The sequence below is a fragment of the Pseudomonas sp. Ost2 genome (assembly GCF_018326065.1).
Taxonomy (GTDB): domain Bacteria; phylum Pseudomonadota; class Gammaproteobacteria; order Pseudomonadales; family Pseudomonadaceae; genus Aquipseudomonas; species Aquipseudomonas gingeri.
The window spans coordinates 1,984,346-2,003,432 of record NZ_AP021904.1; the positions used below are offsets into that span (position 1 = coordinate 1,984,346).

At 64.1% G+C, this 19,087-nt stretch carries 16 protein-coding genes; 9 read left to right on the top strand and 7 right to left on the bottom strand.

Going from position 1 to position 19,087, the window contains the following annotated elements; all coding sequences use genetic code 11:
• The first annotated feature begins 114 nt into the window (after positions 1–114).
• Positions 115–660: a histidine phosphatase family protein gene (locus KI243_RS08855; protein WP_017126431.1), complete on the top strand. Its 546-nt coding sequence runs from the start codon at positions 115–117 to the stop codon at positions 658–660.
• 44 nt (positions 661–704) lie between these two features.
• Here the strand turns inward: KI243_RS08855 and KI243_RS08860 are convergent, their stop codons facing one another.
• The 6 genes from KI243_RS08860 to KI243_RS08885 form a co-directional block, all read right to left on the bottom strand.
• The gene (locus tag KI243_RS08860) at positions 705–1,784 is read right to left on the bottom strand and encodes a nucleoside hydrolase (protein WP_042935401.1); all 1,080 of its coding nucleotides are present in this window, start codon (positions 1,782–1,784) and stop codon (positions 705–707) included.
• Positions 1,785–1,874: 90 nt separating this feature from the next.
• Positions 1,875–3,185, bottom strand: a complete 1,311-nt coding sequence (locus tag KI243_RS08865) for an MFS transporter (protein ID WP_017126433.1) — start codon at positions 3,183–3,185, stop codon at positions 1,875–1,877.
• Between the two features lie 350 nt (positions 3,186–3,535).
• A complete protein-coding gene (locus KI243_RS08870; RefSeq protein ID WP_017126434.1) occupies positions 3,536–4,168 on the bottom strand; it encodes an N-carbamoylsarcosine amidohydrolase in 633 nt (210 codons plus the stop codon).
• A gap of 14 nt (positions 4,169–4,182) precedes the next feature.
• Positions 4,183–4,935 (bottom strand): Asp/Glu racemase, encoded by a 753-nt coding sequence (locus KI243_RS08875; protein ID WP_017126435.1) that lies wholly within the window; start codon positions 4,933–4,935, stop codon positions 4,183–4,185.
• 72 nt (positions 4,936–5,007) lie between these two features.
• Complete coding sequence (locus KI243_RS08880) at positions 5,008–5,817, bottom strand: alpha/beta hydrolase (protein WP_017126436.1); 810 nt, start codon at positions 5,815–5,817, stop codon at positions 5,008–5,010.
• The gene (locus tag KI243_RS08885; RefSeq protein ID WP_212810699.1) at positions 5,814–6,962 is read right to left on the bottom strand and encodes an FAD-dependent monooxygenase; all 1,149 of its coding nucleotides are present in this window, start codon (positions 6,960–6,962) and stop codon (positions 5,814–5,816) included. The genes KI243_RS08880 and KI243_RS08885 overlap by 4 nt, the downstream gene beginning before the upstream one ends.
• A 312-nt stretch (positions 6,963–7,274) precedes the next feature.
• Here KI243_RS08885 and KI243_RS08890 point away from each other — a divergent pair, with 312 nt between their 5' ends.
• The 4 genes from KI243_RS08890 to KI243_RS08905 all read left to right on the top strand — a co-directional run bounded on the left by KI243_RS08890 (position 7,275) and on the right by KI243_RS08905 (position 13,578).
• Positions 7,275–8,327: a 2,5-dihydroxypyridine 5,6-dioxygenase gene (locus tag KI243_RS08890; RefSeq protein WP_017126438.1), complete on the top strand. Its 1,053-nt coding sequence runs from the start codon at positions 7,275–7,277 to the stop codon at positions 8,325–8,327.
• 259 nt (positions 8,328–8,586) lie between these two features.
• Positions 8,587–9,036, top strand: a complete 450-nt coding sequence (locus KI243_RS08895) for a MarR family winged helix-turn-helix transcriptional regulator (RefSeq protein ID WP_017126439.1) — start codon at positions 8,587–8,589, stop codon at positions 9,034–9,036.
• Between the two features lie 494 nt (positions 9,037–9,530).
• Complete coding sequence (locus KI243_RS08900) at positions 9,531–10,007, top strand: (2Fe-2S)-binding protein (RefSeq protein ID WP_017126440.1); 477 nt, start codon at positions 9,531–9,533, stop codon at positions 10,005–10,007.
• Positions 10,008–10,023: 16 nt separating this feature from the next.
• Positions 10,024–13,578: a molybdopterin cofactor-binding domain-containing protein gene (locus KI243_RS08905; RefSeq protein WP_177129894.1), complete on the top strand. Its 3,555-nt coding sequence runs from the start codon at positions 10,024–10,026 to the stop codon at positions 13,576–13,578.
• Positions 13,579–13,839: 261 nt separating this feature from the next.
• Here the strand turns inward: KI243_RS08905 and KI243_RS08910 are convergent, their stop codons facing one another.
• Complete coding sequence (locus KI243_RS08910) at positions 13,840–14,481, bottom strand: TetR/AcrR family transcriptional regulator (RefSeq protein ID WP_177109658.1); 642 nt, start codon at positions 14,479–14,481, stop codon at positions 13,840–13,842.
• Between the two features lie 282 nt (positions 14,482–14,763).
• Here KI243_RS08910 and KI243_RS08915 point away from each other — a divergent pair, with 282 nt between their 5' ends.
• From KI243_RS08915 to KI243_RS08930, 4 genes are all read left to right on the top strand, one after another.
• The gene (locus KI243_RS08915) at positions 14,764–15,735 is read left to right on the top strand and encodes a 2-dehydro-3-deoxygalactonokinase (protein WP_212810700.1); all 972 of its coding nucleotides are present in this window, start codon (positions 14,764–14,766) and stop codon (positions 15,733–15,735) included.
• A 31-nt stretch (positions 15,736–15,766) separates the two neighbouring features.
• Complete coding sequence (locus KI243_RS08920) at positions 15,767–16,387, top strand: 2-dehydro-3-deoxy-6-phosphogalactonate aldolase (RefSeq protein WP_017123922.1); 621 nt, start codon at positions 15,767–15,769, stop codon at positions 16,385–16,387.
• Between the two features lie 55 nt (positions 16,388–16,442).
• Positions 16,443–17,591 (top strand): galactonate dehydratase, encoded by a 1,149-nt coding sequence (dgoD, locus tag KI243_RS08925; RefSeq protein ID WP_177085090.1) that lies wholly within the window; start codon positions 16,443–16,445, stop codon positions 17,589–17,591.
• 177 nt (positions 17,592–17,768) lie between these two features.
• Positions 17,769–19,079 (top strand): MFS transporter, encoded by a 1,311-nt coding sequence (locus KI243_RS08930; protein ID WP_103033036.1) that lies wholly within the window; start codon positions 17,769–17,771, stop codon positions 19,077–19,079.
• The last annotated feature ends 8 nt before the right edge of the window (positions 19,080–19,087 follow it).

Genomic DNA, 19,087 nt, shown 5'->3' on the forward strand with positions numbered 1-19,087 from the left:
GATTACAGTGGCGCAACCGTGCCGGGTTTCCACCGGCTTCCTTCCTTGTAACAAATTGATACAAGTGCTCGCGGAGTGTAATCCCCCGCGAGGCGTAACGGGAGAAAATTCCATATGCCGATCCGGCTCAGTGTTGTCTGCCATGCCCGCACCGAGGCCCAGCGCCTGGGGCGTTTTCCGCTGGATGAGCCGGTGGAACCCAAGGGCCTGGCCAAGGCTGCCGAGCTGGCGGCGCGGCTGAAAAAGCCGGTGCGGATTCTCAGTGCGCCGGAGACCCGCGCCTGGCAGACGGCCGAGGCCCTGGGCAGCGAGATCGAGATCGTTCCGGAACTGGGGGATTACGACTTTGGCGAATGGCAGGGCCTGGCCCTGGCGGATCTGCAGGAAAGCGATCCCGAGGCGCTGGCGGCCTGGGTCAGCCAGCCGCAAGTGGCAGCGCCGGCGGGCGAATCGGTGGAGGCGCTGTGTGCGAGGGTCGGAGCCTGGCTCGACGGTTTTCACGAGGACGGGCATTTTGTCGTCGTGACCCATCCCTTCGTGATCCGCGCGGCCATCCTGCATGCACTGCAGGCTGGCCCGGCTTCGTTCAACGCGATCGATATCGAGCCCTTGTCAGTGGTCGACCTGCGCCGCAACGGACGCTGGCGTCTGCGTTTCTGAGCGCAAGCCCGTTCCCACGCCGTGCGTGGGAACGAGTGTGTCGACTAGGGTTTTTTCACCGGCGTCGGCAGGGTCACCAGCGACACGTAGTCGTTCCAGAATTTCTTCTGGTCCACCGCGAACACCACCTTGGCTTTCTGCGTCCCCACCGGCGGGTTCTTCTTGTAACCCAGGGCACGCCCGTAGTCCGGACCGAAATGGGTGTCGACGTCGACCCACATATCGCGCGATTCGGTGACGATTCCAGGCTCGGTCAGGAACAGTGCCGGCAGGCTGTCCCAGGTAAAGCTGTGGTAGCCCGGGTCCTTGGCGAACTCCGGCCCGAACACGCTCTTGTACAGTTCCGGCACCGCGCCCTTGGCGGCGATCACCCGCTTGTAGACCGAGGCGTCGAAGGTGACTTTCTCGCAGACATCGTTCGGGAAGATCACATGTTCGATCGGCGAGCGCAGGACGATCCGCGCCGCTTCCGGGTCGAACCACCAGTTGAACTCGGCGGCCGGGGTGGTATTGCCCGGGATCTCGATGGCACCGCCCATGTACACGATGCGCTTGATCAGCGGCACGATATCCGGCGCCTGGCGGATCGCCAGGGCCAGGTTGGTCAACGGGCCGATGGCCAGCAGGGTTACTTCGTGAGGATTCTTGCGCACGCTGTCGATAATGAACTGCGGGGCGGTTTCGCTGCGCAGTTGGGTGTGGGTCGCCATGCCATCGGGTGGCGCCACCAGTTGCGTGGCCGAGGTCGGTCGCGGGTTCTTGAACGCGCCGGGCCAGCCGGCACCGAACATCGCCTTCTCCTGTGGATAAGTCGCGAAGTCATGCAGCAGCGGATACGCCGCGCCGGAGTAGACGCCGATTTCCTTTTCCACACCCATGCGCTCGACGGCCTTCAGTGCATCGACCTGTTCCTGGTCGACCCACGCATTGCCGCTGACCAGGGTCATCCCCAGCAGGTCGATCTTCTTCTGCGCGTGCAGTTGCGCCAGCATGATAAAGGCCTGGCCGTCGTCGTTGAGGACGTTGAAATCGGTGTCGAGAATGACTTTTTCAGCCGCCTGCAGCGAACCGGCCGACAAGCCGACAGCCAGCGCCAGCGCGCAGCCCTTGAGAAAGCGTTGCATGTTGATTTGCCCCAATGAGTTGTTGTTGTCTTGCGGTAGTCCAGCATGCCTGCCGACGCCTGGAAACGCCATCGGCAGGTAAGTGACTACTTAACGATTGACCAGTTTGGCCGGCAGTGCGATCACCAGGAAACTGCTCAGGATCAGGCAGCCGGCGAAGAACCAGAGCGCACCGGCACTGCTGCCGGTCAGGTCGATCGCCACGCCCATCAGCGAGTTGCTCACCAGTCCGGCGATGTTCGCCACCGAGCAGGCCAGGGCAAAGCCGGTGGCCGCCGCGGTGCCCTTGAGGAAGGTCGCCGGCAGGCTGAAGAACACCGGCACCGCGCCGATGATTGCCGCCGAGGCGATGGCGAACAGCGCCACGGTCGCCACCACGTTATGGGTGAAGAACGTACTGGTGGCCATGGCGGCGGCACCGATGAAGAACGGCACGATGATGTGCCAGCGGCGCTCGCGGTGGCGGTCGGAACTGGCGCCGATCAACAGCATGCCCAGCAGTGCGGCGACACTCGGCAAGGCGGTCAGTACGCCGATATGGAAGGTGTCGGTGATGCCCGCGTTGCGAATGAACGTCGGCATCCAGAAACCCATGGCATAGGCGCTGAGCAGGATCGAGAAATCGATGCCGCCGAGCATCCACACCTTCAGGTTGAAGAAACCGTCGCGGAAATGCTGCTTGCTGTCCGGGCTGCTGGCCTCATCGGCCCGCAGCTCGTTTTCCAGTACATTTTTCTCGTCTTCGCTCAGCCATTTGGCCTGGCGGAAGTGGTTCGGCAGCGCCCAGAAGGTCAGGATGCCGAGCAGCACGCTGGGAATCGCTTCGATCAGGAACAGCCACTGCCAGCCGCGCAGGCCGCTGACCTGGTCGAAATGGCCCATCACCCAGCCGGACAGCGGGCCGCCGATCACGCTGGAGAGCGGCAGGCCGATCATGAACAGGGCGATGATCCGTCCCCGTCGGTGGGTCGGGAACCAGGTGGTCAGGTAGAACAGCACGCCTGGCAGGAAACCGGCCTCCGCGGCGCCGAGCAGGAAACGCAGGATGTAGAACTGCGTGGTGGACGTGACCAGCATGGTGCAGGCCGAGAGCAGGCCCCAGGTGATCATGATCCGCGCGATCCAGATTTTCGCCCCGACCCGTTCCAGCACCAGGTTGCTCGGCACCTCGAACAGGATATAACCGACGAAAAACAGGCCGGCACCCAGGCCGAAGGCGGTTTCGCTGAAGTGCAACTGGTCGAGCATCTGCAGTTTGGCGAAACCGATATTGATCCGGTCGAGGTACGCGGCCAGATAGCAGAAGCACAGGAACGGGATCAGTTTCCAGGTGATCTTGTGGTAGAGCGCTTGGGTCGGGTCGGCGACCGAAGTCGCTGATGTTGCATTCGCAATGGGCATTGGGTGTCTCCTGGCGGTGACTTATTCGTGCCCCGTGAAAACTGCCGCGCTCGAAAATACTGCGTTGAAGACAGGTTCGGACTGCTCACTTACAACGTGTAAACTCCGCGTCCTCGCCTGTCTTCGCCTGGTATTGACTTCGCTCGCTACGTTTTCACGCGGCCCTCTTTGGTTTTTATTACAGCCGCTTTTGTTCCAGCACTTCGGAGTGCTGTGAAAGCGACTTCCAAAGGCAGTGTCAGAAGACTGGGAGCTCCCATAGTTGACCGGCTTTATTCAACAAGCCGTATGCCAAAGTGGGCTCTCAGTTTTTCAAGACCACGCTCTATGGCGCGGTTCTTCGTAAAACCTTATTGCTCCTTGAACTTCGAGATCGCTTCCTGTTTGCTGACGACATCGCCGTACTTGCTGTCGATGTCGAACAGATTCGCTTCATGGGGCGCCGGATGCCGGTCGCCCACGCATTCGCGTACCACGATGGTGCGAAATCCATGCTGGACGGCATCCACCGCCGTTGCGCGGATGCAGCCGCTGGTGGAACAGCCGGCCAGGACCACGGTATCGATACCCTGGGCGTGCAACTGCGAGGCCAGGCTGGTGCCGAAAAACGCACTGGCGTACTGCTTGCTGATCACCACTTCCGACGGCAGCGGCAGCACCGCTTCGCAGAAGGCCGCGAGCGGATTGCCCTCGACCATGTCCTTCATCACCGGGGCCTTGCGCACCCAGACGCCACCGTCGGCGAAGTGTCCCGGATGGTAGCGAATATTGGTGTGCACCACCGCAATCCCGTGACGCCTGGCGCTGTCGAGCAGGGCCACGCTTTCGGCCACCGCGCTGACCACGCCCGGAGCGAACAGCGGTGCACCCTCGGTGGTGTAGCCCTGCATGAAATCGATCATCAGCAGTGCCGGTTTGCGTCCGAAGCCGATGCGCTGGCCCCAGACTCCCTGGTAATTGTCATTGGCGCTTTGTTCGCTCATCTCGCGGACCCCGCTCAGTAGGCGCCGGACAACAGGGCACCGGCACCGGGCACGATCGGCTCCAGGTCCAGGGCCTTGAGCATGGCGTAGGTGGTGGCGATGGCGGCCGTCAGCACCGGCTTGCCGGTCTGTGCCTCGACCTTGGCGACGGCCGGCAGCGACTGCATCTGCACGCAGGCCGAGAGCACGATCACGTCGACGCCTTCGAGGTTCATCCCGGCGACGATGCCCGGCAGGTTGGCCGGATCGTGACGGGCCACTTCGAGGTTGTCGGGGATCTCCAGGGCGCGCCAGTCGACGACCTCGAAACCTTCCTCGCGGATGTAGTTCACCACCAGTTCGGTCAGCGGCTTCATGTAGGGCGCGACAATGGCGATGCGCTTGGCACCCATGACTTTCAGGCCCTCGATCAGGGCGCCGGCGCTGGTGATCACCGGGGCATTGCCGTCGTTGTCGGCGGTGGCCTTGCGCAGGCGCGCCTCGGACTGGCGGTGATAGCCCAGGCCCATGGCCATGATCGCTACCAGGCAGGCGTAGCCGAGTACATCGACCTTGGCGTCGGACAGCTCGACGGCGCAGCGATCGGACTCGCCGTCCATCGCCGCCAGTTCTTCCTTGCGCACCTGCTTCATGCGCATGCGGCTGGAGTGAAAGGTGAAGCGTTCCGGACGGATCGCCTGGCGGGCGTTGAGCATCGCCGGGATCTCGGTTTCCATGGTGGTGTTCGAGCTCGGTACGATCTGACCGATGCGGTAAGGCTTGAGCATGCTTGTCTCCTTAAATCGATAATTCAGCCGATACATCAACCTGTGGGAGCTGGCTTGCCGGCTCCCACAGATTCAAGAGGTCAGGTGCACGCCGAGGAAATCACCGAAGGCGGCGAAGAAGCCGTCCAGGTCATCCCAGGGAATCATGTGCCCGGCATCGGCGACATGGGCGATGCGGATCGTCGGTTGCAGTTCGCGGATCTCGGCTTCGTCCTCGGGCTGGATCACGCCGCCGCGCCCGGCCACCAGCAGCAGGGCCGGCGCCTCGAGGCGCGGCAGGTCCTGGTGGAAGTCGACGTCATGGAAGTCGTTGAAGGCCCGGACAATCGCTGGCTCGTAGCAGGTGTGCAGCCATTCGGCGCGCAGTTGCAGTTGTTCTTCGGTCCAGGTGGCGCAGAAGGCGCGCATCGCCTCGGCATCCATCCCGACCAGCGACTGGCGGATCGAGTCGACGTACCACGGCAACTTGCTCGGGTACTCGCGACGGCCCGGGCCGGATACCGGCGGGTCGATCAGCACCAGGCTTTTCACTCCGGCGGGGCTGAGCACCGCACTGCGCACGGCAAAGCGCGCGCCCATGGAGTGGCCCACCAGGTGATAGCTGTCCAGGCCTAGGGCCGCGGCAAACGCGGCGATATCGCTGGCGCAGGTCTCGGCGCTGTAGTCCAGTTCCGGGCCGCTGGAGGACAGGCCGCGGCCACGCACATCCAGCACATAGGTGTCGAAATACTTGCCGAAGCGCTCGGCGACGAATCCCCAGGTGATCGCCGGGCTGGTGATGCCGGGGATCAGGATCAGCGCCGCGCCCTTGCCGCCGTAGCGCAGGTAGTGCTGGCGAATGCCGTTGGCCTGGACGTTGCCGCCATGGACGAAGGTGCTCACGCCGCCACCCCCGATTTCAGCTGTTGGGCATAGAGGTCGTAGCCGTAGACCCAGGCCGGATCTTCCTGGGTGCGCAGCCAGGTGTTGGCGTTGGATACCGATTGCACGCGGGACGCACGGTCCTTGCGGTTGGCTTCATAGAGCTCGAAGGCGGTGCGGTAGTCGCCCAGACCGGTTTCCTGCAGGCAGCGGGTCAGCATCGCCGCGTCTTCGATGGCCATGCCGGCGCCTTGGGCCATGTGCGGCTTCATCGGGTGGCAGGCATCGCCCAGCAGCACCAGGCGCCCGCGGCTCCACAGCGGCAGTGGGTTGCGGTTGCGCAGCGGCCATTTGGTCACGGTATCGGTGGATTCGATCAGCGCCTGGACGGTGGGGTGGTAGCCCTGGAAGGCTGCGAACATCTCTTCGCGGCTGCTGTCGACGAACGGACCGTCGAAGTCCAGTTCCGGGTGCGGCACGCCGGTGACGTAGTAGTACTCGTCGCGCTTGCCGGTGGTGTAGTAGACCATCATGTGCCGGTCCTCGCTCCACCACTTGATGCAGTCTTCGAAGTTCAGGTCGTAGCGGGCCAGCTTGTCGCGGGTGATCAGCGCGCGGTGGGCGACCCAGCCGCTGTACAGCGGTGCTTCCTGGCCCAGCAGTTCTTCGCGGATCTTCGAGTTGATGCCGTCGGCACCGATGACGATATCGGCGCTGGCGTGGGTGTCGTCGGTGAACGTCAGGTGCACCTGGTCACCGCGGTCCTCGATGGTTTCCAGGCGCTTGTTGAAGTGCAGGGTGCCCGGTTTGATGGTGGACATCTGCAAGGCGTGCAGGTCGCCACGGTGCACCGTGATATAGGAAGCGCCGTATTCCTTGCGGGCAAACTCGCCCAGGGGAATGCGCGACAGGTAGTCGCCGCTCATGCCGTCCCGGCTGAACCAGTGGTCCGGGTGCGAACCCATCTGGTCGAGCTGCTGCTCGATGCCCATGCGCCGGAAGATCTTCATGATATTCGGGCCCATGTGGATCCCGGCACCCAGGCGGGAAAACTCCGGCGCCTGCTCGTAGATCGTCACGTCGAATCCCGCCTGTTGCAACAGGGTGGCGGCGGCCGCGCCACCCAGGCCCGCGCCGACGATGGCGATTTTTTGTGTGCTTGCCATGGGCATGCTCCTCGTTCCGAGTGAAGGTTGGCGGGGACGACCCGCAAGGTTTTTAAAGTGTATACGCTCTTTTTTTGAAAAGAGAAGATCCTCCGTAAAAATTAAAATTTTGCCGATATTTGGCTGTCGTAACGCTAAGTAACCTTATTTTATTGGGGTTGTGTGGGTTGGTAACGTTTTGGTCTGGCTCTTGCAGAATGTCTTCAATTCGGGTCTTATCGGATTTAAATGGCGTATACGCTATAAAAATGCACTAGAGTGAAGCGTGACGCTTCTACTTGGTGCGTCGTGGGCGAATTGAGGAGAGAGGAAATGCCGGTAAGTGATTGCGAACTGACGCAGATGTTCGAGCACGTGTTGAAACTGTCGAAGGTCGACTCGACCCAGAGTGTCGCGGTGCTCAAGAGCCATTACTCCGACCCGCGCACCGTGCGTTCGGCGATGGAGGCTTCGCAGCGCCTGGGGGCCAAGGTGTACGCGGTGGAATTGCCGTCCTTCAACCACCCGATGGCCATGGGCAATGACATGACCGCCTACTGCGGCGACACCGCGCTGACGGGCAATATCGCCGCCCAGCGGGCACTGGAGGCGGCGGACCTGATCGTCGACACCATGATGCTGCTGCACTCGCCGGAGCAGGAGCAGATCCTCAAGACCGGCACGCGCATCCTGCTGGCGGTCGAGCCGCCGGAAGTACTGGCGCGCATGCTGCCGACCGAGGCCGACAAGGTGCGGGTGCTGGCGGCGGAAGCACTGTTGAAGAAGGCGCGCTCGATCCATGTGAAGTCCCGTGCCGGCAGCGATTTCCGCGCGGCGCTGGGGCAGTATCCGTCGGTGACCGAGTACGGTTTCGCCGATGAGCCGGGGCGTTGGGACCACTGGCCGAGCGGCTTCCTGTTTTCCTGGCCGAACGAGGAAACCGCCGAGGGCGTGCTGGTGCTGGATATCGGCGACATCCTCCTGCCGTTCAAGACCTATACCCGGGAGAAGATCACCCTGGAGATCGAGAAGGGCTTCATTACCTCGATCCATGGCGGTTTCGAGGCCGAATACCTGCGCGACTACATGAAGTACTTCAACGATCCCGAGGTCTACGGCATCTCCCATATCGGCTGGGGCCTGCAGCCGAAGGCGCAGTGGACCGCCATGGGCCTGCACGACAAGAACGACGGCATGTGCATGGACGCGCGGGCGTTCTATGGCAACTTCCTGTTCTCCACCGGGCCCAACACCGAAGTCGGCGGCACCCGCAAGACGCCGTGCCACATGGACATTCCGCTGCGCAATTGCGATGTCTACCTGGATGACCAGGCGGTGGTGATCGGCGGCGACGTGGTGGCTCCCGAGGCCTCGCGGGCCCGTTGAGTGGCGACCTGGATCGTTCCCACGCTCCGCGTGGGAATGCACCCCGTGACGCTCCGCGTCACAGATCTACAGCGGACGCAGAGCGTCCAGAGAGGCATTCCCACGCGGAGCGTGGGAACGATCTGATGAGTGAGTGACAGAGGACTGCAGGAGCCGGGCTTGCCCGCGAAGGGGCCGGCCCGGACGACCTCACACTTGAGTCCGCCTCGCAACCTGTCCATCATGCCAGCCCATTCTCCATTGCCTTTTCGAGCCTGCCGTGCCGGATACTCCTGATTCCAATTCCTACGTCTTCTCCGAACAGGTCGGCCACCTGCTGCGCAAGGCCTACCAGCGACATATGGCGATCTTCCAGCAGAATGTCGGCGATTCGCAGCTGACGGCCGTGCAGTTCGTCACCCTGTGCGCGGTGCGTGACCACGGCCCCAGTTCCCTGACCGAGCTGGTCAAGGCGACCGCCGTCGACCAGGCCACCATCCGTGGCATCGTCGAACGACTCAAGGCCCGCGAGCTGATCAGCCTGGAGCCTGACCCCGAGGACCGGCGCAAGGTCATCGTCGGCCTGACCGACGAAGGCGCCCGCCTGGTGCAGCAGACCGTGCCCTGTGCCGCGCGGATCAGCGAGCTGACCATGAGCAACCTCAACCCCGCCGAGCAGGTGGCGGTGCTGTTCCTGCTGCGCAAGATGATCGACGACCGCGACGAATAACCCCTCTTGAACCGATGCTTGGGAGGGATCCCATGGTGCAGGGCAACGGGTCCTGCCTTACCTGTGCCAATCTCGTCACCAGCAAGCGCAGCGTCGCCTGGCTGTCTCTCACAAATATCGCACCGCAAGCACTAACCCCGTGGGAGCGGGCTTGCCCGCGAAGGCGTCCGCCCAGTCGCCGCAGGTCCACAAGAGCGCTGCAAGCCTCAAGGCCCTCTTCGTGGGCAAGCCCACTCCCACAGGGGTGTGTTTGATCGTTCCCACGCTCCGCGTGGGAACGCCTCTCCGGATGCTCTGCGTCCGCTGCGGACCCGTGACGCGGAGCGTGGGAATGATCGTGATCACCCGGACCCACGCCGCTGGCATCCTTCTTGCTCTCTGTTCATGTAGTAACCACTTCATCAGAAAAAGTGTGTCGTCAGGAGACACTGACGGCGTAGAGCCATGGCTTTTTCATGTAGTGATCACTTCATCAAATGAACTGAGCGCAGCCCATGACGACGCAGGAAATCACGGTAGCCCTTGAGGTCAACGGCAGCACCACTTCGGTCACCGCCATGGCGGACACGCCGCTGTTGCTGATCCTGCGCAACGACCTGCGGCTCAACGGCCCCAAGTACGGCTGTGGCCTCGGCGAATGCGGGGCGTGCACGGTGATCATCGATGGGGTGGCCGCGCGCTCCTGCGTGTTTCCCCTGGCCGGTGCGGTGGATCGGCAGATCGTCACCCTTGAGGGGCTCGGCAGCCGCGAGGCGCCGCACCCGGTGCAGCAGGCCTTTATCGACGAGCAGGCGGCCCAGTGCGGTTATTGCCTGAACGGCATGATCATGACCGCCAAGGCCCTGCTCGACCGCAATCCGCACCCCAGCGAGGCACAGATCCGCAACGAACTGTCCGCCAATCTCTGCCGCTGCGGCACCCATATCGAAATCCTTCGCGCGGTGCTGCGTGCCGCCCGTCAAACGCCTTGAACGTGGACCGACGACCATGACCGATGCCATCCCCACCCGTGATCAATTGCTGGCCAAGACCGGCGTCCTGCTGATTGTCGACGATATCCTGCCGCCCTCCGGCCCGGTGGCCAAGGGCGGTTCGCCGGTGGTCAAGCCCAAGGAGCTGGGGCTGTTCATCGCGATCAGCGATGACGGCTGGGTCTATGCCTTCAACGGCCATGTCGACCTCGGCACCGGCATCCGCACCTCGCTGTCGCAGATCGTCGCCGAAGAGCTGGACCTGGAAGTGGCGCAGGTGCGCATGGTGCTCGGCGACACCGAGCGGGCACCGAACCAGGGCGCGACCATCGCCAGTGCGACCCTGCAGATTTCCGCGGTGCCCCTGCGCAACGCGGCGGCCGAGGCGCGGCGTTTCCTGCTGGCGCGGGCGGCGCGGCGCTGGGGGCTGGCAGCGCAGGAACTGCGGGTCGAGCGCGGTATCGTCAAGGCGCCGGACGGCCGGGCCCTGAGCTACACCGAACTGGTGGCGGGCGAACACGATCAATTGCGCATCAGCGGTGACGCACCACTCAAGCCGGCCGCCGACTATCGGCTGGTGGGCAAGGGCGCGGCGCGGGTCGATATCCCGGCCAAGGCCACCGGCGAGCTGACCTATGTCCACGATATGCGCGTACCGGACATGCTCCATGGCCGGGTGGTGCGGCCGCCCTATGCCGGGTTCGACAGCGGCGACTTTGTCGGCAACAGCCTGCTGGAGGTGGATGAGTCGTCCATCGCCCATATTCCCGGGATTGTCCGGGTGGTGGTGATCCGCGACTTTGTCGGGGTGGTGGCGCTGCGCGAGGAACAGGCGGCGAAGGCAGCCCAGGAACTGCGGGTGCGCTGGAAGGACTGGCGGCAGAAGCTGCCGGACCTGAGCGACGTCGAGCAGGCGATCCGCGACAACCCGCGGATCAAGCGCACGGTGCATGACCAGGGCCAGGTCGACGAAGCCCTGGCCGGTGCCAGCCAGCGCATGCCGCGCACCTACCTGTGGCCTTACCAGATGCATGCCTCGATCGGCCCGTCCTGCGGGCTGGCGGATTACCAGGCGGGCGGCATCCGGGTCTGGTCCGGCAGCCAGAACCCGCACCTGTTGCGGGCCGACCTGGCCTGGTTGCTGGAGTGCCCCGAGGAACATATCGAGATCATCCGCATGGAGGCCGCCGGCTGCTACGGGCGCAACTGTGCCGACGATGTCTGCGCCGACGCGCTGCTGTTGTCCCGGGCCGTCGGCAAGCCGGTGCGGGTACAACTGACCCGGGACCAGGAACACGTCTGGGAGCCCAAGGGCACGGCGCAACTGATGGATGTCGATGGCGGCCTGAATGCCGACGGCAGCGTCGCCGCCTATGACTTCCAGACCAGCTACCCGTCCAACGGCGCGCCGACCCTGGCTTTGTTGCTCACCGGGCGCGTCGAGCCGGTGGCGGCGATGTTCGAGATGGGCGACCGGACCTCGATCCCGCCCTACGACTACGAACATATGCGGGTCAGCATCAATGATATGTCGCCGATTGTCCGGGCCTCGTGGATGCGCGGGGTCTCGGCCTTGCCCAACACCTTCGCCCACGAATCCTATATCGACGAACTGGCCTTTGCCGCCGGCGTCGATCCGGTGGAATACCGCCTGCGCTACCTGCATGACGAGCGCGCCGTGGACCTGGTGAAATCCACCGCCGAGCGCGCCGCCTGGACCCCGCGCACCGCGCCGATGCAGACCCCCAACGACGACCATCTGTTGCGCGGGCGTGGCTTTGCCTACGCGCGTTATATCCACAGCAAGTTTCCCGGGTTCGGCGCGGCCTGGGCCGCCTGGGTCGCGGACGTGGCGATCGACCGGCAGACCGGCGATGTCTCGGTGACCCGGGTGGTGATCGGCCATGACTCGGGGATGATGATCAACCCCGACGGCGTGCGGCACCAGATCCACGGCAATGTGATCCAGTCCACCAGCCGGGTGCTCAAGGAGCGGGTGACCTTCGAGGAATCGACGGTGGCGAGCAAGGAGTGGGGCGGCTACCCGATCCTGACCTTTCCCGAAGTGCCGAAGATCGACGTGCTGATGATGCCGCGCCAGAGCGAGCCGCCCATGGGCGCGGGGGAGTCGGCCTCGGTGCCGAGCGCGGCGGCGATTGCCAACGCGATCTTCGATGCCACCGGGATCCGCTTTCGCGAACTGCCGATCACCCCGGAGCGGGTGTTGCAGGCGCTCAATGCCGGTACCGAGCAGGATCCGCCGAAGTCCCCGGCCAAGCGCTCGAAATGGTTGTTCGGTTCCTTGTTCGCCGCCTTTGGCGCGTTGCTGGGCATGGCGGCCACCGCCTGGCCCTGGCACGGCGAGATCGCCCCCATCGCGCCACCGAGCGCCGGCACCTGGTCGGCGGCCACCCTGGAACGCGGACGCCTGTTGGCGGCGGTCGGCGATTGCGCGGTCTGCCATACGGCGCCGGGCGGGGCGACCAATGCCGGAGGGCTGGCGATGGAGACGCCGTTCGGCACCTTGTACAGCAGCAATATCACCCCGGATGTACAGACCGGCATTGGCAGCTGGTCGTATCCGGCCTTCGAGCGGGCGATGCGCGAGGGTATCGGGCGCGACGGGCGCAATCTGTATCCGGCGTTTCCCTACACGGCGTTTCGCAATATCAACGATGCCGACATGCAGGCGCTGTACGCCTACCTGATGTCCCAGGCACCGGTCAGTCAGCCGGCCAGGGCCAACGCCATGCGCTTTCCGTTCAACCAGCGGCCGTTGATGGCAGGGTGGAATGCGTTGTTCCTGCGCAAGGGGGAAATCCAGGTGCAGCCGCAACGCAGCGAGCAGTGGAATCGCGGGGCTTATCTGGTCAACGGCCTGGGGCACTGCGCGGCCTGTCATTCGCCGCGCAACCTGATGGGCGCGGAGAAGGGCGGCGCGGCGTTTCTGTCCGGCGGACTGGTCGATGGCTGGGAGGCGCCGGCCCTCACCGGCTTGTCGAAGGCGCCGACGCCCTGGACCGAGGACCAGTTGTTCACCTACCTGAGCAGCGGCTATTCCGATGCTCATGGCGTGGCGGCGGGGCCGATGGGGCCGGTGGTCAGCGAACTGGCGAAGTTGCCGAAGGAAGACGTGCGGGCGATGGCGGTGTACCTGGCCTCGCTCAACGGCGCGCAGGACGAGGCGCGGGTGGTGGAGCGGGCAACCCGCCCGGCAGCGGTTGAAGCGTTGTCCCTGAGCAACGGGCAGCGGGTGTTCGAAGGCTCATGCCAGGGCTGCCATGCCGATGGCCTGGGGCCGAAGCTGTTCGGGGTCAGCCCGTCGCTGGCGAGCAATACCAATGTGCACAGCGACCTGCCGGACAATCTGATCAAGGTGATCCTGCAAGGGATTGCGACGCCGGCGACCCGCGACCTGGGCTATATGCCGGGCTTCAAGGACAGCCTGTCCAATACCCAGGTGGCGGAACTGGCGGCGTACCTGCGCAGCCGCTTTGCCGGCGATGCGCCGCCATGGCAGGGGCTGGAAAAGACCGTGGCCCATGTACGCGCAAATCCGGGAACCCACTGATGGGCATTGTTCGTTGCCGCACCGCGAACCTGTAGGAGCTGGCTTGCCAGCGATGGCGGCCGGATGAGCGCTGCAGGACCACAAGAGTGCTGCAAGCCTCAAGGCCCTCTTCGTGGGCAAGCCCACTCCCACAGGGGGGGCCGTATATCCGCGGCTGAGCCGGTGATTGTGGGAGCGGGCTTGCCCGCGAAGGCGGCCGGATGAGCGCTGCAAGGCTTGATGGCCTTATCGCTGGCAAGCCGGCTCCCACAGGTTCTGCGTTTACGGCAGGCGCAATACCCCGCGAACCACCAGGTCGCTGATAAACGCCAGCCAGTCCTGCTGCTGGTGTTTCTCCGCCAGCGGCTCGCCGAGGAATGAACTCAGGGTGTGCTGGTTGGAATTATAGAAATAGCAGAGCGAGGCGATCATCAGGTACACGTGCTTGAGGTCCAGGTCCTCGCGAAAGATCCCCCGGGCCTGGCCCGCCTCGATGATCGGCCGCAACACGCCGACCGCTTCCCCCGACAGCCGCCGCAGTTCCCCGGACTGCTGGGCGTGCCTGCCCTTATGCAGGTTCTCGATGCTCAGGATGGCCACGAATTCCGGGTGCTTGACGTAGTAGTTCCAGACGAAGGCCACCAGTTCCCGCAGGGCTTCCAGGGGCTGGTCCAGGTCCAGGCGCAGTTTGCTTTCGGCCTTGTTGAACTGCTCGTAGGTGTGTTCCAGCACGCAGATGAACAGCCGCTCCTTGCTGCCGAAGTAGTAGTAGAGCATGCGGTCGTTGGATTCGGCTTCGCGGGAAATGCTTTCCACCCGACCGCCGGAATAGCCGTCGCGGGTGAAAACCTTGACCGCCGCCTTGAGGATACGGGCGCGTGTCTGGTCGGCTTGCTGGGCTCTGATGCCGATTTTCTTGTTCACCGTCGGGCATTCCTTCGACAGGGCGGGGTGGGGCGCGAATATACCACGGCTGCCGTGACGGCCCCTTGTGGGAGCCGGCTTGCCGGTAAGGGGGGCCTCCTTGTCTGGCGCCGACCGTACGGCCGCCATCGCTGGCAAGCCAGCTCCTACAAGGTCGGTGTTGTTCTTAAGAGTTTAGTTTTTCCCACTATATGGGATTGATATTTATATATTGAGATTTTAAACGCGCCGGGTTTATAGTTCATCGCACTCACTGCCCAGAAAAACAAAACAGGTGAAGCGATGCAGGCGCAATTGATCGCGCTCGACTGGGGAACCACTTCCCTTCGTGTCTACAAGCTCGGTCCCCAGGGCCTGGTGCTGGAACAGCGCGCGCTGGCTTGCGGCATCATGCAATTGCCCAAGGTGCCACGGCTGGTAGCCGGCCAGTGGTGCAGCGACGGTTTTGAACTGGCATTCGATGAGGCCTGTGGTGACTGGCTCGATGCCTGTCCGCAACTGCCGGTGATCGCCTGTGGCATGGTCGGCAGCGCCCAGGGCTGGCGCGAAGCGGTCTATCGGGAAACCCCGGCCAGCCTTGCGGGCCTGGGCTCCAGTCTGCAAAGGGTCGCCACCTTGCGCGGTAGCGACCTGCATATCGTTCCCGGGGTCATCCAGCGCTCCCGCCTGCCCAACGTGATGCGCGGCGAGGAAACCCAGGTGCTCGGTGCCCTCGATGTGCTGGGCGACGACAGCCGGGTGCTGATCGGCCTGCCCGGCAGCCATTCGAAATGGGTCCAGGTGGTCGCCGGCAACCTCGTGCACTTCGACACCTTCATGACCGGCGAGCTCTTCGGTGCCTTGAGCGAGCACACCATCCTCGGCCGCACCCAGCAACGCAATGCGCCGTTCGACGCGCACGCCTTCGATCGTGGCGTGCAGGTGGCCTTGTCCGCCGAGGGCGAGATCGGCCCCTTGTCGACCCTGTTCAGTGCCCGCACCCTGGGCCTGACCGGCGAGCTGAGTCCTGCCGAGCAACCCAACTACCTGTCCGGCCTGCTGATCGGCCATGAACTCGTGGCGCTGCGCGCGTTGCTGCTCCAGCGCCACACCGGCAGCGAGCTGCCGGCAATCCTGCTGATCGGCAACGAACAACTCTGTGTCCGTTACCGGCGGGCCCTGGAGGCCTGCGGCTTTGCCTCGGTGAGCCTGGCCGAGCAGGCCACCGAACGGGGTTTATGGCAACTGGCCCAGGCGGCCGGCTTGCTCGACTGAAGCTTTCGACGATTCCTTTCAGAGGTTTGAGATGCTCAAGCAAGCGCTGGCAAAAAACGGTCTGATCGCCATCCTTCGCGGCCTGCGCCCGGAGGAGGCGAAGGCCATCGGCCGGGTGTTGTACGACGCCGGGTTCCGTACCCTGGAAGTGCCGCTCAACTCCCCGCAACCCTATGACAGCATCCGTATCCTGCGCGACAGCCTGCCCGCCGATTGCCTGGTGGGCGCCGGTACCGTGCTGACGCCGGAGCAGGTCGGGCAGGTGAAGGCGGCGGGCGGCCAGGTGATCGTCATGCCCCACAGCGACCCTGTGGTCCTGCGCGCGGCCAAGGCCGCCGGCCTGTACCTGTCGCCGGGTGTCGCCACGCCCACCGAAGCCTTTGCCGCCCTCGCCGAAGGTGCCGACGTGCTGAAGATGTTCCCCGCCGAGCAGATGGGCCCGGCCGTGGTCAAGGCCTGGCTCGCGGTGTTGCCGGCCGGGACCCTGTTGCTCCCGGTGGGCGGTATCACGCCGGACAACATGGCGGTATTCCTCGAGGCCGGCGTCGGCGGCTTCGGCCTTGGCTCGGGGCTGTTCAAGCCGGGCCTGAGCCCCGATGAGGTGGCGGTTCGCGCCAAGGCCTACATGACGGCCTGGAACACCTTTCGTTAAGACTGCCGACGCCCAGGGCGTCCATCGACAAGCCCCATTACAAGAGAGATAAGCGATGAAAATCACCCAGCTCACCACCTACATCGTTCCACCGCGCTGGTGCTTCCTCAAGATCGAAACCGACGAGGGCGTCACCGGCTGGGGCGAGCCCGTCGTGGAAGGCCGTGCCCACACGGTGGCGGCGGCGGTCGAGGAATTGTCCGATTACCTGATCGGCAAGGACCCACGCAATATCGAGGATATCTGGACGGTGCTCTACCGCGGCGGCTTCTATCGTGGCGGGGCGATCCACATGAGTGCCCTGGCCGGGATCGACCAGGCGCTCTGGGATATCAAGGGCAAGGCGCTGGGGGTATCGGTCAGCGATCTGTTGGGCGGTCAGGTGCGGGACAAGATCCGTGTGTATTCGTGGATCGGCGGCGATCGTCCGGCCGACACCGCGCGGGCGGCGAAGGAAGCGGTCAGCCGTGGCTTCACCGCGGTGAAGATGAACGGCACCGAGGAACTGCAATTTCTCGATACCCACGACAAGGTCGACCTGGCCCTGGCGAACGTTGCCGCGGTGCGCGATGCGGTGGGTCCGGATGTCGGCATCGGCGTGGACTTCCATGGCCGGGTGCACAAGCCCATGGCCAAGGTGCTGATGAAGGAACTCGATCCCTACAAGCTGATGTTTATCGAGGAGCCGGTGCTCAGCGAGAACTACGAAGCCCTCAAGGAGCTGGCGCCGTTGACCAGTACGCCGATTGCCCTCGGCGAACGGCTGTTCTCGCGCTGGGATTTCAAGCGGGTGCTCAGTGAAGGTTATGTCGACATCATCCAGCCGGATGCTTCCCATGCCGGCGGCATTACCGAAACCCGCAAGATCGCCAACATGGCCGAGGCCTATGACGTCGCCCTGGCCCTGCATTGCCCCCTGGGGCCGATTGCCCTGGCGGCCTGCCTGCAACTGGATGCGGTTTGCTACAACGCCTTTATCCAGGAACAGAGCCTGGGCATCCATTACAACGAAAGCAACGACCTGCTGGATTACGTCAAGGATCCACGGGTGTTCGACTATGAGAAAGGCTTCGTGAAGATCCCCAACGGTCCGGGACTGGGGATCGAGATCAACGAGGAATACGTGATCGAACGGGCCGCCATCGGCCATCGCTGGCGCAATCCGATCTGGCGCCACGCCGATGGCAGCTTCGCCGAGTGGTGATACCTGATCGTTGCTTGATCGTTCCCACGCTCCGCGTGGTAACGCCGCTCAGGACGCTCTGCGTCCGCTGTTGGAGGTGACGCGGAGCGTCACTGGATGCATTCCCACGCGGAGCGTGGGAACGATCATCAGGGATAGGCAAGCAGTCCTCAATAATCATAAGAAGAGGCACGCTCCATGCAATTCGAACGGCCCCAGGCCGCGGCGTCCCTGGTGACGCCCAGCCGCAAGCGATTCTTCATCATGGTGCTGTTGTTCATCACCGTGGTGATCAACTACCTGGACCGCAGCAACCTGTCGATTGCCGCGCCGGCCCTGACCAGCGACCTGGGCATCGACCCGATCCATGTCGGGCTGATCTTCTCGGCCTTCGGCTGGACCTACGCCGCCATGCAGATTCCCGGCGGCTGGCTGGTGGACCGGGTGCCGCCGCGGATTCTCTACAGCGTGGCCCTGCTGCTGTGGTCGGTGGCGACGGTGATGCTCGGTTTCGCCGCCAGCTTTATCGCCCTGTTCGTCCTGCGCATGGCGGTCGGCGCCCTGGAGGCCCCGGCCTATCCGATCAACAGCCGGGTCGTCACCACCTGGTTCCCGGAGCGTGAGCGGGCGACGGCCATCGGCTTCTACACCTCCGGACAGTTTGTCGGCCTGGCCTTTCTCACCCCGGTCCTGGCCTGGTTGCAGCACCGCTACGGCTGGCACATGGTGTTTGTCAGCACCGGTGTGGTGGGGATTCTCTGGGCGGTGGTCTGGTACGCGGTGTATCGCGAACCCCGGGACTTCAAGGGGGCGAATGTCGCCGAGATCGAACTGATCCGCGAAGGCGGCGGCCTGGTGGATATCCAGGCGCAAACGGCCCGCCGCAAGGCGCCGTTCAGCTGGACGGACCTGGGCATCGTGCTCAGCAAGCGCAAGCTGTGGGGCATCTACCTGGGGCAGTTCTGCCTGAACTCGACCCTGTGGTTCTTCCTCACCTGGTTCCCGACCTACCTGGTGAAGTACCGCGGCATGGACTTTATCAAGTCCGGTTTCCTCGCCTCGCTGCCGTTTCTCGCGGCCTTTGTCGGTGTGCTCTGCTCCGGGCTGTTCTCCGACTGGCTGATCCGCCGCGGTGTCGGCATCGGCCTGGCGCGCAAGCTGCCGATCATCGGCGGGCTGCTGATTTCCACCTCGATCATCGGCGCCAATTTCGTCGACTCCACGGCCCTGGTGATCGCCTTCCTCGCCCTGGCGTTCTTCGGCAACGGCCTGGCCTCCATTACCTGGTCGCTGGTCTCGACCCTGGCCCCGGCGCGTCTGCTGGGGCTGACCGGCGGGGTGTTCAATTTCATCGGCAACCTGTCGGCGATCACCACGCCGATCGTCATCGGTTTTCTCGCCAGCGGCGACTCGTTCGCCCCGGCCATTACCTATATCGCCGTGCTGGCGTTGATCGGCGCGCTGTCCTACGGGCTGTTGGTGGGCAAGGTCGAGCGGATCGAGCTGTAGCGCGCGTC

What these genes read in the sequence shown, in the direction of transcription:
- KI243_RS08860 (WP_042935401.1), bottom strand. Translation starts at nt 1,784, where the DNA reads ATGCAACGCTTTCTCAAGGGCTGCGCGCTGGCGCTGGCTGTCGGCTTG.
- KI243_RS08920 (WP_017123922.1), top strand. Translation starts at nt 15,767, where the DNA reads ATGCTCAAGCAAGCGCTGGCAAAAAACGGTCTGATCGCCATCCTTCGC.
- KI243_RS08905 (WP_177129894.1), top strand. Translation starts at nt 10,024, where the DNA reads ATGACCGATGCCATCCCCACCCGTGATCAATTGCTGGCCAAGACCGGC.
- KI243_RS08855 (WP_017126431.1), top strand. Translation starts at nt 115, where the DNA reads ATGCCGATCCGGCTCAGTGTTGTCTGCCATGCCCGCACCGAGGCCCAG.
- KI243_RS08900 (WP_017126440.1), top strand. Translation starts at nt 9,531, where the DNA reads ATGACGACGCAGGAAATCACGGTAGCCCTTGAGGTCAACGGCAGCACC.
- KI243_RS08865 (WP_017126433.1), bottom strand. Translation starts at nt 3,185, where the DNA reads ATGCCCATTGCGAATGCAACATCAGCGACTTCGGTCGCCGACCCGACC.
- KI243_RS08890 (WP_017126438.1), top strand. Translation starts at nt 7,275, where the DNA reads ATGCCGGTAAGTGATTGCGAACTGACGCAGATGTTCGAGCACGTGTTG.
- KI243_RS08875 (WP_017126435.1), bottom strand. Translation starts at nt 4,935, where the DNA reads ATGCTCAAGCCTTACCGCATCGGTCAGATCGTACCGAGCTCGAACACC.
- KI243_RS08930 (WP_103033036.1), top strand. Translation starts at nt 17,769, where the DNA reads ATGCAATTCGAACGGCCCCAGGCCGCGGCGTCCCTGGTGACGCCCAGC.
- dgoD (WP_177085090.1), top strand. Translation starts at nt 16,443, where the DNA reads ATGAAAATCACCCAGCTCACCACCTACATCGTTCCACCGCGCTGGTGC.
- KI243_RS08870 (WP_017126434.1), bottom strand. Translation starts at nt 4,168, where the DNA reads ATGAGCGAACAAAGCGCCAATGACAATTACCAGGGAGTCTGGGGCCAG.
- KI243_RS08885 (WP_212810699.1), bottom strand. Translation starts at nt 6,962, where the DNA reads ATGGCAAGCACACAAAAAATCGCCATCGTCGGCGCGGGCCTGGGTGGC.
- KI243_RS08915 (WP_212810700.1), top strand. Translation starts at nt 14,764, where the DNA reads ATGCAGGCGCAATTGATCGCGCTCGACTGGGGAACCACTTCCCTTCGT.